The organism is Pseudoduganella sp. jia 12 (assembly GCF_055502675.1).
On sequence record NZ_JBUXKP010000010.1, the window covers coordinates 56,745 to 69,796 of the forward strand.

General features: G+C 67.4%; 11 protein-coding genes. 7 read left to right on the forward strand and 4 right to left on the reverse strand.

Features of this window, described 5'->3' with window-relative positions; all coding sequences use genetic code 11:
- Positions 1–84 precede the first annotated feature (84 nt).
- Both ACY65G_RS21390 and ACY65G_RS21395 read left to right on the forward strand, forming a co-directional pair.
- The gene (locus ACY65G_RS21390; RefSeq protein WP_464999312.1) at positions 85–681 is read left to right on the forward strand and encodes a histidine phosphatase family protein; all 597 of its coding nucleotides are present in this window, start codon (positions 85–87) and stop codon (positions 679–681) included.
- A 53-nt stretch (positions 682–734) separates the two neighbouring features.
- Positions 735–1,508 (forward strand): ThuA domain-containing protein, encoded by a 774-nt coding sequence (locus ACY65G_RS21395; RefSeq protein ID WP_464999313.1) that lies wholly within the window; start codon positions 735–737, stop codon positions 1,506–1,508.
- An 80-nt stretch (positions 1,509–1,588) separates the two neighbouring features.
- Here the strand turns inward: ACY65G_RS21395 and ACY65G_RS21400 are convergent, their stop codons facing one another.
- Together ACY65G_RS21400 and galB are read right to left on the reverse strand one after the other, a co-directional pair.
- Positions 1,589–3,751, reverse strand: coding sequence for a transporter permease (locus tag ACY65G_RS21400; protein WP_464999314.1), 2,163 nt, complete (start codon positions 3,749–3,751; stop codon positions 1,589–1,591).
- Between the two features lie 92 nt (positions 3,752–3,843).
- On the reverse strand, positions 3,844–6,528 hold the full coding sequence (gene galB, locus ACY65G_RS21405; RefSeq protein WP_464999315.1) for a beta-galactosidase GalB: 2,685 nt from the start codon (positions 6,526–6,528) through the stop codon (positions 3,844–3,846).
- A gap of 607 nt (positions 6,529–7,135) precedes the next feature.
- Here galB and ACY65G_RS21410 point away from each other — a divergent pair.
- Both ACY65G_RS21410 and ACY65G_RS21415 read left to right on the forward strand, forming a co-directional pair.
- The gene (locus ACY65G_RS21410) at positions 7,136–7,351 is read left to right on the forward strand and encodes a hypothetical protein (RefSeq protein ID WP_464999316.1); all 216 of its coding nucleotides are present in this window, start codon (positions 7,136–7,138) and stop codon (positions 7,349–7,351) included.
- Positions 7,348–7,593, forward strand: a complete 246-nt coding sequence (locus ACY65G_RS21415; RefSeq protein ID WP_464999317.1) for a hypothetical protein — start codon at positions 7,348–7,350, stop codon at positions 7,591–7,593. Before ACY65G_RS21410 ends, ACY65G_RS21415 begins: the two co-directional genes overlap by 4 nt.
- A gap of 62 nt (positions 7,594–7,655) precedes the next feature.
- Here ACY65G_RS21415 and ACY65G_RS21420 read toward each other — a convergent pair whose 3' ends face one another.
- Positions 7,656–7,802 (reverse strand): hypothetical protein, encoded by a 147-nt coding sequence (locus tag ACY65G_RS21420; RefSeq protein WP_165390943.1) that lies wholly within the window; start codon positions 7,800–7,802, stop codon positions 7,656–7,658.
- 435 nt (positions 7,803–8,237) lie between these two features.
- Here ACY65G_RS21420 and ACY65G_RS21425 point away from each other — a divergent pair, with 435 nt between their 5' ends.
- From ACY65G_RS21425 to ACY65G_RS21435, 3 genes are all read left to right on the forward strand, one after another.
- Positions 8,238–8,672 carry a KGG domain-containing protein gene (locus tag ACY65G_RS21425; RefSeq protein ID WP_464999318.1) on the forward strand — a complete coding sequence of 145 codons (435 nt, stop codon included), beginning with the start codon at positions 8,238–8,240 and terminating at the stop codon, positions 8,670–8,672.
- 280 nt (positions 8,673–8,952) lie between these two features.
- Entirely contained in the window at positions 8,953–10,332 is a 1,380-nt protein-coding gene (locus ACY65G_RS21430; protein ID WP_464999319.1) for a PQQ-dependent sugar dehydrogenase, read from the forward strand.
- Positions 10,333–10,413: 81 nt separating this feature from the next.
- Positions 10,414–11,262, forward strand: a complete 849-nt coding sequence (locus ACY65G_RS21435) for a ferritin-like domain-containing protein (protein ID WP_464999320.1) — start codon at positions 10,414–10,416, stop codon at positions 11,260–11,262.
- Here ACY65G_RS21435 and ACY65G_RS21440 read toward each other — a convergent pair.
- On the reverse strand, positions 11,259–12,590 hold the full coding sequence (locus tag ACY65G_RS21440; RefSeq protein ID WP_464999321.1) for a DUF4214 domain-containing protein: 1,332 nt from the start codon (positions 12,588–12,590) through the stop codon (positions 11,259–11,261). The genes ACY65G_RS21435 and ACY65G_RS21440 overlap by 4 nt on opposite strands.
- Positions 12,591–13,052 lie beyond the last annotated feature (462 nt).

Here is a 13,052-nt window from a genome sequence, read left to right on the forward strand (position 1 = left end):
CACCGGAATGCCTGTCCATTGCTCATCATGGTGAGCGGATGACGGTTCTGGCCCTGTACGGTCCAAACCACATGAGGAGGCGCCATGTTCCGTTCCCTGACCGCCAGCCTGTTCGCGCTGGCCGCATTGCAATCGCCCATGCTTCACCTTCCCGCACATGCCGCCGATGAAGCGGCCTTGTGGAAGCGCCTCGCCTCCGGCGGCCATGTCGTGGTCATGCGCCACGCGGCCACCACGCCCGGCGTCGGCGATCCGCCCGGTTTCAGGCTCGAAGACTGCAAGACCCAGCGCAACCTGTCGCCGGCGGGGCGGGCCGACGCGAAGGCGGTCGGCGCGGCGTTCCACGCGCGTGCGGTGCCGGTGGGGCGCGTGCTGACGAGCCGCTATTGCCGCTGCGTCGATACGGCGGAGCTGGCGTTCGGCCGCGCCGAGCCTGCCGAAATGGTGGACTCGACCTGGCAGCAGGACAGCGCCACGCAAGACCGGAAGGTGGCCGCGGTGCGCAAATACGTGGCCACGTTCAGCGAGCCGGGCAACCTCGTGCTGGTGACGCACGACGTGAACGTGCGCGCGCTCACCGGCGAGAGCCTGGCGCAGGGCGAGATGGTGGTCGCCAAGGCGAAGGAGGATGGCGGCCTGGAGGTGCTGGGAACGCTGGGTGTGCCGCGGCCGGGGCGGTAGCCGGCGGCGGTTTTGTTCTATGCTACGGGTCGTTCCAACTTCCCGACGACCTCATGCGCACCTTTCTCCGCTCCGTCCTCCGTTGCCTCCTTCTGTGCCTCGCCTTCTGCAACACCGCCTGGGCCGACCCGCAGTTCAAGCTGCTGGTGCTGGCCGTGCCGAACAAGTACCACTTCGAATACATCCCGGTCGCCCGCGACAGTTTCGAGCAGCTGGCGAAGCTGCATGCGTTCGAGATGACCTATGCCACGCAACTGTGGGCGCTGGACGGCGACCTGAAACAGTACTCGGCCATCGTGCTGCTCAATACATCCGGCGAGGAATTCAGCGAGGCGCAGCGCCAGAAGTTCGAGCAATACGTGCAGGGCGGCGGCAACGTGGCCATCGTCCACCGGGCGATCATCATCCCGCCCGGCAAATGGCCGTGGTATGAAAAGCTCGTCGGCCGCTCGTTCACGATCCACCCGATGATGCAGACGGCGGTCGTGCGCACCGTCGACAAGACATTCCCGGCGACCTTCGGCATTCCGGATCAATGGATCTGGTCCGACGAATGGTATGAACTCGCCAACCCGCACGGCGTGGCGATCCGGCCGGTGCTGAACGTGGACGAGCGCACGTACGATCCCACCAAGATCTGGCCGGGCCAGGTCGCGAAGGGCATGGGAGCGGAGCATCCGGTCAGCTGGTACCACCGTGTGGGCAATGCGCGCGTATTCGTCACCGCGCTGGGCCACGACGTGAACATGTACCGCAATCCGCACTACCTCGATCACCTGTACGGCGGCATCTGGTGGGCGGCTACCGGTCGCGGCAACGTGCAGTAGGCGCAATCCAGGGCGCAATGCAGGACCGGAATACGAGACCAGGAATACGAGACCAGGAATACGAGACCAGGAATACGCGACTAGGGCTGTTTGCAGGCCAGCGTGGTGTCGGCCGGCGTGAACGCGTCGGGACGCGGGGTCCCTTCCCGCGCCGACGAGCCGTCGACGAAGGCCAGCGCGCGGCGCCACTCGCGCGCGAGCAGGTCGCGCGGATCGGAAGGGCCGCCACCGCACAGCACAGTGGCCATGCGCGCCCGGCTCGCCGCGTTGAGGAACCAGCTCATCGGCGGATCGTCGTCCAGCAGGCCGGCCGCGGCGTGGCCGGGGCGCTTGCGGTCCGCCTCCGGGTAGCGCAGTTCGATCACCTTGCCGGTGCCGCAGCCGCCGAGCAGGCGGATCGCCTCCGCTTCCATGGCGTGGGCGCGCGCCATGCGTGTCTGGTACAGCGCGAACGGCGGAGCGCTCAGCTCCATGGCGATCGGCAGCTTGCGCGAGCGCGGCGCCGGCTTCGGGTCGCAGATCCACTGTGCGCTGCCGGCCGGATCGTTTTCGATGACGATGACGACGATCTGCCGCGCCAGCGCCTGCTGCGCGGGCGTGCCGCCCTGCAGCTTGCCGATCATGGCGTTGAGCACCGCCACGCCCGAGTTCTCGAAATAGCCGCCATCGACCACGTAGTCCCAGACCGTGCCGCCTTGCGCATGGCGGATCGCCGCGGCCGGGCTGACATACGTGAAGCGGGCGGAGTTATGCACGGCGCCGGCGCGGGTCAGCCGGGCCGTGTCCAGCGTGCCGTCGAAGATATCGTAGGCATCGGTCGGCACGAAGTGCAGGTCCGACTGCACGACCAGGCGGCCATCGCCGACCGTCGTCGTGTTGAAGATGGTGCGGGGTACGGGGCTCGGCGTGGCTTGCGCCGCGCGCAGCGGCTCGGTGAACCATGACGCCTGGGCCGGGCCATGGCGTTGCCAGTCGCGCGCCCACGCTTCCTCCAGGCCGCGCGAGCGGTCGCACGCCGTGCAGGGCCAGGGCAGGAAGCGGGCGATCGTGTCGCTGTACAGCATCTGGCCCACGGCCGGTGCCAGGAAATCGCGCGCCAGGAAGTCGGTCGGGCGCGGTGCCAGCGGCACTTCGCCCGTGCGCCCGGCCTCCTGTTCGGCGGCCAGGGCTGCCACGAAAGCCGCCACGCCCAGGCTGCCACCGGACACGCCGCTCACCGCGTAGACATTGCGGGCGAACTCGCGGTCGCGCAACCGGGCTTCGTTTTCCAGGTTGGTGAGCACCACGCCGGTCCAGAACGCGGCACGCGAGGCGCCGCCCGCGGCGGCCACCAGGTAGATCGGATCGCCACCGCGTGCCCCGCGTGCCGCATTCCATGCCTCCAGGTCGCCGGGGAACGCGGGCCGCGCGCCCGTGCCGGCCGGCGTACCGTCCGCGGCGACATGGTGATTCTCGTTGAAGAACGACAGCACGAAGGCCAGCGCGAACGGCAGCAGCGCGAGCGATGGCCAGCCGGCGCTGCGCGGCAGGTAAGTCATGACGACGCTGCCGAACAGCGTCCACGAGCCCAGCGCGACCAGCACCAGGGCTGGGGAACCGATGGCGCGGGTGGCCGTTTCCCGGCCGACGACCGTGGCCAGCAGCACGCCGAACGAAATCGCGAACATGGCCGCGATGGTGGTTTTTGCCCCGCGGCTGAGCGTGGAGAACCGGGGGTAGGGGTCCTCATGGCGGCGCACCCAGCCGGCATGCGCGGCCGGCAGGTGGCGGCGGAACACGACGAACGCCAGGAAGGCGCCGGCCACCGCCGCCAGTGCCACCCAGTAGCGCGGCGACGGCGTGGCCAGCATGAAGAACACCGTGATCGGCACCACGCCGAGCAGGCCGAGAAGGCGCGGCAGCCAGCGGCCGGCCAGATCGGCGAAGCGGTCGTCGATGCAGGGGCGCAGCCGGTCGCGCGGGAAGCGCTTGCCCAGCATGATGCGGGCACAGTACCAGCTTGCAAACGCCCAGTAGGCGAGGGCGGCCACGAACAGCGCATAGCTTGGCGACGCCAGCGGATCGCCGGTGCCGCCGCCATCCGCCACCCCGAATGCCACCAGCGTTTCGCGCACCTGTTCCAGGCCGAGCAGGATGACGTTGCCGGCCAGCGTCGTCAGCACGGGATACAGGCAAAGGTTCAACGCACCGGCCAGGAAGGCCGTGCGGGTCAGGCGGGGTGTCGTGGTGGTTTCGGTGATCATGCTGTTCCCGGCGGCGGTTCGATGCGCCGCCGGGAACAGCATGACAAATCGTGGGGGCAAAAGCAACCGCGCCACGATTGGAACACGGGAGCTTATTGCTTGCTACTGCGCCCCGTACTGTGCCCAGTGCTGCGCAGCGCCACCGTGGCAGGCTGCAAGCCTTCGGCGGTCACGCGCACCGTGATCGGTCCCTTCGCGCCGGGCTTCGCGCGGACGATGCCGAGCACGAGGCCATTGAACGCGGCCCGTTCGGGCGACTGGAACGACACGAAGCTGGTCGGGTCGCCGTTGTCGGTTGCAACGAGCTCGCCGGGGCCTTCCACCGTGAAGCGCACGGCGTTGGCGGCACGCGGCGATGTCAGGCCGGCCTTGTCGGTCACCCGCACGGTGATGAACGACAGGTCCTTGCCGTCGCCGGCGATCGTCGCGCGGTCGGCACTGGCGTGCAGCGCGGCCGGCGCATCGGCCGTCTTCACCGAAGAACGGGCCCACTCCTTGCCGTCCTTGTAGGCCACGACCTCGATGCTGCCCGGTTCGTAGGTGACGAAATCCCAGCGCAGCCGGTAGGCGTATGGCGCCTTTTTCAGCTTGCCCTGCGACTTGCCGTTGACGAACAGCTCGGCCTCGTCGCCGGACGTGAACACGTGCACGGGCGTGACTTCACCGACGCGATCCGGCCAGGTCCAGTGCGGCAGGATATGCACCATCGGCAGGTCCGGCCGCCAGCGCGACTGGTAGAGATAGAAACGGTCCTTCTTGAAACCCGCGAGGTCGACGATGCCGGAATACGAGCTGCGCGCGCCGTAGTACGGGGTCGGTTCGCCCAGGTAATCGAAGCCGGTCCAGACGAATTCGCCGGCCGTGTACGGGTTCTGGTCGAGCGATGCGAACGCGCGGTCGGCCGAGCTGCCGAAGTCCGACGCGAACAGTTCATAGGCCGATACCTGCTGCGTCTTCGGATCGCCGCCGGCGCCCGGCCGCACCGACGCGCTCAGTGCGCCGGGCACCGGGAACTGGTACGCGCCGCGCGACGACAGGGCCGACGCGCTTTCCGTGTGCAGGATCGCCTTGTCCGGGCATTTCTCGTGGAACGCGGGGAACTGGCCGGGCAGCGTACGGATGCCGGTACCCTGGTAGTTCAGGCTGATCACGTCCATGGTGCCGGGCAGCGGCATGTCCGGCTTGGCCCAGTTCATCGCCGTGGTGGCGGGGCGGCCGTCCGGGTCTTCCTCGTGCACGATGCCCACCAGCTTGCGGCCGATCGCGGCCCCATGTTCGCCGGTGTACTGTTCGCCCACCTCGTTCCCCACGCTCCACATCACGATCGACGGATGGTTGCGGTCGCGGCGCAGCATCGCGCGCAGGTCCTGCTCGTGCCAGTCGGGGAAGATCAAATGAAAGTCGAGCGGCGTTTTCTTGCGCTCCCACGAATCGAACACCTCGTCCTGCACGAGGATGCCCATGCGGTCCGTCAGTTCCAGCAGTTGCGGGTCGGGCGGGTTGTGGCTCATGCGCACGGCGTTGATGCCCATCTCCTGCATGATCTCCAGCTGGCGTTCGGCGGCGCGCACGTTGAACGCGGCGCCCAGCGCGCCCAGGTCGTGGTGGTTGTTCACGCCGCGGATCGGCACGTGCTCGCCGTTGACATACATGCCCTTCACGCCGTCGAAGCGCAGGTCGCGGATGCCGAACGGCGTTTCGTAGCGATCGACCACGCGGCCGTCGTGGCGCACCGTCGTCACGGCCGTGTAGCGGTTCGGCTTCTGCGTCGGCACCGGGCCCCACAGGCGCGGATTGGCCAGCGTGACGTCGCCAGCCACGGTGGCGCTGGCGCCCGCCGCGACGGTCGTCTTCGGCGACACGACGGTGGCCACGGCCTTGCCGGCGATGCGGCCCTTGTCATCCAGGGCATAGAGCTGCGTGGTGACCTCGGCGGCGGCCGGCGCCGTGCCGGCGTTGTCCAGCGTGACGTTCCACGCCACCTGCGCCGACGCCTTCGACACTTTCGGCGTGCGCACCTGCACGCCCCACTGGCCCACGTGCAGCGGCGCGGTTTTCGTCAGCCACACGTTGCGGTACAGGCCCGCGCCCGGGTACCAGCGCGCCGACTCCGGCGTGTTGTCGAGGCGGATCGCCAGCTGGTTGTCGCCCGGTTTCAGGAATTTCGTCAGATCGATGCGGAACGAGTTGTAGCCATAGGGCCAGCCGCCGGCCAGCTTGCCGTTGATCCAGACGGACGAATAGGCCATCGCGCCATCGATGTCGAGGAAGACCGATTTCCCGGCATCGGCACCCGTGACCGTGACCGTGTTGCGGTACCAGGCCGGGCCCCATGTCTTCAGGCGGCCCATGCCGCCATACGGGCCGGTCTCGAGGAACGGACCCTCGATGGCCCAGTCGTGCGGCAGCGTGACCGCGCGCCAGGCGCTGTCGTCGAAGCCCGCCTTGGTGAACGGCGCATCGATCGCCGGTTCCTGCGCGGGACGCGTGTGGCGCTTCGCCGGATCCTTGATGAATGCGTTGCCGGTCGGGAGGATCCACGGTTTCAGCAGCGGCACGTTGCCGCGGGCGATCCTTGCCGCTTCCTCGGGCATCGCATCGGCCACCTTGCCGTCCGCCGACTCCTTTACCTCGGGGCGGATGTCGTACAGATACGGCGCGGAATTGCCGCCCGGGTCGCCGAGGTGGAATTTCCAGCCGTCGTTGAACGGGATGCGCTGGCGGGGCGACTGCCTGTCGCTCGCCTCCAGCGGGGCCGCCGTGACCGTGGCAACCATGGCGGGTATCGCCACGAGACATGCCGCCACCGCGAACGTTCGTACTGCCGATGCGGCCGCCGGCCGCGCTTGACGCAAATGCTTCACAAATCCTCCAAGATTGTCTCGCTGCGCTTGTTCGCCGTACCCTGGTAGCGTATATCAACGCTATCGCGGGCCGGACTTGAGGGCGCCGGTGCCAAGATGTGCTTCCGCCGGCTTATTGATTTGTTAGCGCAACCAACGCGGAGTGTAGGGTGATCGTGGCGTCAAGTCAATCGAGGCAGGCGGAGCCGGCGCCGGCCACTGCGGCTGGCGCAACGCCCGCATCGTGGCAACGCACCAGCACCTGTCGTCGAAAGGATGATCGCGGACTGCTGGCCCGGGGCGCGACACTGCCGGGCAGGCGAGCGCCGACCCGGCCTGCAACTGAAGAGTTGGTTGTTGCGGCGGGAGCGCCGGTTACAAACGATGACAATTTTTTATCTGCCAGGCGCTACCATGTGGGATTGCGCAGCGAGCGCTACCAGCGCCGCCGCGTCCGGCGACTTCGGGCAACCCGGCATCCGGGCTGGCGCCGAAGGTCGCTGCCACTTGCGTAGTTCAACAAACCAAAAAAGGCTCGCAGATGATTCCGTTCCTGTACTTGCATATGGCCCCGCAGTGCCACTTTCGGCTCGACGGCGCCGTTTCCCAGGCAATCGATCCCGATATCGCCCGGTTCCAGAAGCTGATCCGGCCGGGCGCTGGCCATGCGCGCCTGACCCAGGCGCTCGAGCGCTGGAATGCCGGCCCCGCCGTGCTGCCGGCACTTGAAACGCGCGCCGCGCAGGTGGCGCAATGAAGCGCCAGCTGAGGAGGAACAGCGACATGGAGGCCCTGGTGCGCCAGGGGCTGGTGGTCGATGCGCAGCGCGGCGCGGCCAATGCCTGGGTGTATATGGCGGCGCAGGGCGTGCCGGGCAACGTGATCGCCCGCGTGCTGTCGGCGCCGGACAACCGCCGCGACGGCGACCGCTTCGCGGTGGAAGCCAAGCAGTCGCCGGCACCGGTGGTACGGGTGCGGGCGCCGCGCCACGCGCACTGAGGGTGCGCCAACAAGACAAAAGCCTCCGCGAGCGGAGGCTTTTCAGTTGCGGCGGCCGGAAATTACAGCGGCGGCAGCGGGCCGTTCACATACGGCGCGCCAGCCAGTTCGATGGCGCGGCGCAGTTCGGCGAGGAACGATGAAACCAGGCGTGCAAAGGTCGAGGTTTCGGTGGCGGCTTCAAAGCGCGGTGCGGTGGTCGTGGTCATGGTCAACTCCTGTATTCGTTTGCGTTCTGCGATGGTTGAATCTTACGCGCGCTGGAGATATATATCCAATTTTGATTTCCCATGCCGGCGATAACTGAATCGCATATCTCTAATGCGTTGTCATCACCGTTTCTTCACGTGACCATGCGTTTTCCTTATTTCTCTAGCGCGCGTTAAGTTTCTGCAAAGAAAAATAAACCAGGACTTGCCTGGCCCGTTCTTGGAAACGTACGCCGCACCAGGCAGCAGGTGTTTCAATCGCCGGATGACCATTCCGACCCGTCCATGGCGCGGATTCCTACATGCCTGTAGGGGCAGGACTTATAAAAAAACCATTGGCCGCGGCCTACCATGGCGGCTCCTTCAAGCGACTTGGCGTCACCAGGTCGCATGATGGATGTGCAGTGTTCAACTTACATTTTTAAGGAGATCATCATGGCAGCCAACCGTTCGAACAACAACAACCCGCAAGGCAACAACCAGCACACCCAGGGCGGCAACAGCCAGTCGGGCAACCGCCAGTCGGCAAATAACGGCAATAGCCAGTCCGGCAACGGCGGCACGAGCAATCGCGGCTTCGCGTCGATGGACCCGCAGCGCCAGCGCGAGATCGCGTCGGAAGGCGGCCGCGCCGCGCATGCTTCGGGCAACGCCCACGAATTCACGTCGGAAGAAGCACGCCGTGCCGGGGCCATGAGCCACAAGAACGACGGCAACCGCCAGAGCGCTTCGGCTGGCAACAGCCAGTCGGGTAACCGCGGCAACAGCCAGTCGGGCAACCAGGGCAACCAGGGCAGCCGCGGCGTGCAGGGCGGCACGCCGGCACAGCACGCCGCCGCCGGCCGCCAGAGCCACAAGAACGACCGCTGACCGGAAACCGGTCGAAGGTTGACGAAGCCACCCCGCGGGGTGGCTTTTTGCTTTTGGTAACAAGTCACGTCGGACGGTAATGTTGAACTGAAAAAATAGTGTCAAAAAGCCCCACCGGAGCGAAGTAGCAGCAGAGCGCACTTGTCGTACAACCAGTAGTGGCGCATGATTTTCCGGCATCACTTCCATTTGCGCACTTCCAACGACGGAGACCGCCATGAACCGCACGCCGCTTTTCGCTCCCGGTACCAGCTCCCACCCCGCTCGCACTCGTTTTTGCATGCCGCGCCTTTCGCCAACCCCGCTGATCGCCGCAATGGTCATCGCGGCCGCATCGATTGCCGGTGTGCCGGCAATGGCCCAGAACACCCCGCTGCCCGACCCGATCCCGGGCACGCTGCCGGCGAGCGCCGTCGGCATCACGCTGCGCCCGCTGCTCACGAACCTGACGGCGCCGGTGGCGGGCGCCGTGGCACCCGGTGAGCCGGACCGCCTGTACATCGTCGACCAGGTCGGCAAGATCTGGAAAGCCGCGGTAAGCGGCCCTGCCCAAAAAGGGCGGGCAACGCTTTTCTTCGATGTCGCCAGCCGGCTCGTTCCCCTCAATGAAAGCGATGAGCGGGGCTTGCTGGGCCTGGCCTTCCACCCGGATTATGCGAGCAATGGCCGCTTCTACGTGTTCACGTCCGAGCCTGCGCAGGTGCCGGCGGACTTCTCGACGCTGCCGGCCGGCGTGGCGCCCGTCAACCACAGCGTGGTCTCCGAATGGCGCGTCACGAATCCGGGCAGCGCCGATCCCGCCGTCGATCCGGCCAGCGTGCGCGTGCTGATGCGCATCGACAAGCCGCAAGGCAACCACAACGGCGGGGCGCTGGCGTTCGGGCCGGACCGCATGCTGTACATTTCGCTCGGCGATGGCGGGGCCGGCGACGACCAGGGCCCCGGGCATGCGCCCGAAGGCAATGCCCAGAGCCTGGCGCCGGGCAATGTGCTGGGCAAGATCCTGCGCATCGATCCGCTGGGCAGCAATGCCGCCAACGGCGCGTATGGCATTCCCGCCGACAATCCGTTCGTGGGCCGCGAGGGGGCCGACGAAATCTTTGCGTACGGCTTCCGCAACCCGTTCCGGATGGCGTTCGATGGCGAGGGCCGGCTGTGGGCCGGCGACGTGGGCCAGCGCGCGATCGAGGAAGTCAACAACGTCGTCTCCGGCGGCAACTACGGGTGGCGCATCAAGGAAGGCAGCTTCCTGTTCGACGCCAACGGCACCGGCCCGGGCTTCGTGTACCAGGCAAGCCCCGGCGCACCCGCCGGGCTGGTCGATCCGGTGGCCGAGTACGACCATGCGGATGGGGCCGGACAGCCACCGTTGCGGGTGGCGGTCATCGGCGGCTTTGTCTATTCCGGCATGTCGATCCCGTCGCTGCGGGGCCAATATGTGTTTGCCGATTTCATCGGCAGCGACGGCACCGGCAAGCTGCTGACGCTGGGCGTGCGCAATACGGTGGAGCGGCTGCTGGCGCCGCAGCGCGATCCGCTCGGCTTCCCGGTACTGGGCATGGCACAGGATGCCGCCGGCGAGATCTACGTGCTGGGGAATGCGGACGGCAGCACGCGCGGCAATACCGGCGTCGCACTGCGGCTGGGCCCGGTACGCTGAGCAGCCTTCGATGAGTGGGACGGTGAACGGGCCGGCGGCCCGTTTGCTACACTGCGGCCTTTCGTATCGCAAGAGGCCCCGATGGCATCGCCAGAATCACCGGAATCTCCAGCATCCCCCGTACAACCCGAATTGCGCGCCTGGGCGCAACGCTGCCTGCTCGACACCGATCCCGTCTCGAAAACCGACGAGGTGGCGCGCATGGCCGCCGCATACGCGGCGGGCGCCTGCACGCTCGATTCCCTGGCTGCGCTGCCCGACTCGCCGGCGATCCCGGGCCGCCCGGCACGGCCCGAACTGGTACCGCCACGCCAGGTGGGCCGTCGTTCGATGGCCACGCCGGAAGGGCGGGCCATGCTGGTCCATGCGCTGGCGCACATCGAATTCAATGCCGTCAACCTGGCGCTGGACGCCCTGTGGCGCTTTGCCGGCATGCCGGCGCAGTACTACGCCGACTGGCTGCGCGTGGCGAACGAGGAAGCCACGCATTACCGCCTGCTGGCCGCGCACCTGGCCACGCTGGGCCATGCCTATGGCGACTTCGCCGGCCACGACAGCCTGTGGGAAATGGTCGACCGCACCCGCGGCGACGTGACGGCGCGCATGGCGCTCGTGCCCCGCACGCTGGAAGCGCGGGGCCTGGATGCCGTGCCGCCGCTGCGTGCCAAGGTGGCGCAGGCCGGCGACATGGCCGCCGCCGCCATCCTCGACATCATCCTGCGCGACGAGGTGGGGCACGTGGAGATCGGCAACCGGTGGTACCGCTGGCTGTGCGAGCGCCAGGGACTCGAGCCGTATGCCACATATGACGCGTTCGTGGTGCGCTACCGGGCACCGGTGTTGAAAGGGCCGTTCAACCTGGAAGCGCGGCGGCTGGCCGGGTTCACCGAGGAAGAGCTGGCGCGCATCGGCGCCGTGCCGCCCCCCTAGCCGTACACCGTGTAGTCGAAGCCGTTGACGATCGTGCCCGCGACCTGTGCCACGTTTTCCGCGCTTTCGGCGAATGCCGCCAGCACGGCGGCGCGCGCCGCAAGCGTGTCGCCCGCCTCGTGCAGGCCGTCGACCCACCATGTGGCGCCAGCCGCATCCGGCGCGCGGTGCAGCACGTTGTCGTACAGGCTGGCCACGAAGGCATCGGCGGCGGGCGCGGCCCCATACAGGGTCGTGAATTCGGCGCTGCCGAGGAATCCGGCGGCCACGTCCGCCAGCGACCTGCCGTTGTCCATCTGGTGGATCCAGTAGCCGATGCCGGCCGCATCCGGTGCCCGGTCGAACGCGGCCTGGTACAGCCGGTAGGCGGCGCCGGCCACCTGGCCCGCGCCCACGTCCAGCGCCACGGCGGCATCGGTGAAGTACAGCCGGTCCACATCCTGCAACAGCCAGGCGTAATCGCTGCCGCCTTGCGCGACGAGCCAGGTGAGATCCAGCGTACGGGCGAGGGCATGGCCGCTCCACGCCGTGTCCAGCGTCACGGCATGGCCGTTCGCCGCCGTTCCCGTGTAGGCCGCCTGCGTGTCGCGCACGTCGAAGCCGAGGTCGCGCAAGATGGCGATCACGACCGGGTCGAGCGACAGGCGGTGGCCGTTCGGCACGTAGTCATGGCTCATCAGCGTCTGCTCGCCGGTCAGTTGCCCCGCCTCCAGGCTGGCGGCGTCGCCCAGGTGCACATCGGTCAGCGGCACGGGGCCGCCGAACGCCGCCTGCGCCTGTTCGCCCATGAACCAGCTGCGGCCGCCCGCGCGCAGCACGAGGCTGTCGAACGGGCTGATCGCGGTACCGGCATCGGTGTCCGCCGTGCTGGCTAGCCAGCCGTTGAAGCCGACCGCATGCAGCAGTTCGTGCAGCATGATGCGAAAGCCGTCGTTGCGGTCCAGCGGAATGTCGGCCGCCGCCAGCGTGGGATCGAACCAGTACCAGCGGTTCAGGTTCGTGAGGCCGATGGTGATGACGGCATCCGGATCGGCGCCGTTCGCGTCCGTGCCGGCCAGGATCTCATCGGCCGTGCTGAACGTGGCCAGTGCATGGTGCGTGCCATCCTGTGCCATCTTCCACCCGGCCATGGCGGCCGAGAACGAGCCGCCGGTCATGGTGGGGATGGTGGCGTCGAAATCGATGCGCACGTCGACCGTGCCGTTGCCGCAGATATAGGACGACAGCCACATGCCGGCCGCCTCGACCGTTTCGCGGATCAACGCCGCATCACCGACGGCGGCAGGCAGGTCGGGGGAGCCGAACGCGGCGGTATACTGGGTGGTCATGGGCGACTGTCGGGAGAGCGGGTAGCGAAATGAAATCATATCGCGAACCGATGACACCAGGTTGAGAACAAGTCGCCTGACAAAACCTCTCGGCATACCGCCAACAGATGAGTGAGCAGGCAAGCGAGAGAAAAGCCTGGTGGATGCCGGCTCGCCGTTCATAACGGATGCGCAATCTGCGAAAACGCTGTAGCCACCCAAGGTGCGTTCAACAACCCAACGCCATCGGCACGCCTTTCGCGTGACTCGATGTCGTAGGGTGCGATCCGTGCTGAGATTCCTCGCCGGCGCAGCCAGACCCGATGTGCTCCCGAAGCGTACGTTCGATCAGCGTGTCGCTTGCTTGGGTGTTTCCGCGCCCGGCCGCACAGCCCTTTAACAGCTGGATCGATTCTACGAGAGGGATGAGCAGGCGCGAATCATGGGCTTGAGCGCCTGTGATGCGAGTTACCAGGGCAGGCC